Source organism: Moorena sp. SIO3I6 (assembly GCF_010672095.1).
The window spans coordinates 1-1153 of record NZ_JAAHHU010001583.1 but is presented as its reverse complement, the minus strand read 5'-3'; the positions used below and the strand labels follow the sequence as shown (position 1 = coordinate 1153).

The following is a 1153-nucleotide window of genomic DNA, read 5'->3' as shown; positions in this document are numbered from 1 at the left end:
TGCAATAATTGCGGCTTTACCCTATATTTTAGCATTAGAATTTAAGGTAAAAAAACCGTCCCCAGCAGAACGTCAATATCTAGTTATATTATTCGGTAGCCAACTCCTGATTAGCTGCTGGATACAGTTTTATTTTGTGATTCAAAATTGGCTAGTGCAATATCCTAGCTTACTGAGTGATGATTTTATCCATAGTTCCTTTGTGTGGAAATTGCCCTCTGCCCAAGTCACTGTCCTATCTAGAGGTGTATCGATCTTAGAGGGGATGGAAGTTCAATTGAAAGAAGAGTTGAATGAAAAATCTTGGTCAGAGGTTGAGAAATCCCTGCTTAAAGTAAATCACAAAAAATTGCTGAAGGGGATTGAATATCAAGCTAAGCAAAACTCACCGGTTGCTGAAGATCCTCTATGGAAAGTGACCTATAAATTTTCATCCAGGGAGTCTGGGTCTGACTATAACTTAGACTTGCAGGCCAATTGGAACGGCCCCCGTTCAAATCCTGACACCAAACCTGACTCTTATTCCTTCACCAAGTCTTGTCGCATTAAGCAGGTGGATGGGCTATCCGGGTTAGGTTCTCAACCAATTGGTAATGTGCAATGCCAACCCTCTAGGGCAGGGGAAATTGAGGTGTTTGCTGACCAAGGAAAACGGTAAAAAAGAAAATGAAAAAGACTTGCTTGCATCCAGGAAACTAGAAAATAGCAAGTAGTAAATAGCCAATAAAAAACAGCAAATACTAAATAAAAAATAGCCAATAAAAACTAATAAATACCAATTAACAAATACCAAATGACCAATGACCAATGAGGAACAAGAAATTCCCATTCGTGCTATCAGGAAACTGGGGAAGTTTAGCAGGAGGATACTATCAGCCCTCCCGTAATATCAAAGTAGCTGAATCGGGAGGAGCTTACCAATTACCCATCTCCTTTGAGACTAACTTACCCAAGGGATGTCCTAGGATACCAGCGGATATTCAGTTGCGGCAGTATCAGCGGCAAGCGGTGGCCAATTGGTTTGCTCATCGGGGACGAGGAACCCTGAAAATGGCAACGGGTAGTGGTAAAACGATTACTGCTTTAGCGATCGCAACGGAACTGTATCAAAAAATCGGCTTACAGGTGTTGCTGGTGGTTTGCCCTTACCGCC

Annotated in this window: 2 protein-coding genes; both read left to right on the top strand. The window is 41.9% G+C overall.

The features are described from left to right. The coding region (locus F6K49_RS51415; protein WP_293110671.1) for a DUF5357 family protein at positions 1-658 on the top strand (658 nt) is incomplete at its 5' end. 149 nt (positions 659-807) lie between these two features. Beyond that, on the top strand, positions 808-1153 hold a 346-nt coding region (locus tag F6K49_RS51410; protein ID WP_293110669.1), incomplete at its 3' end, for a DEAD/DEAH box helicase family protein.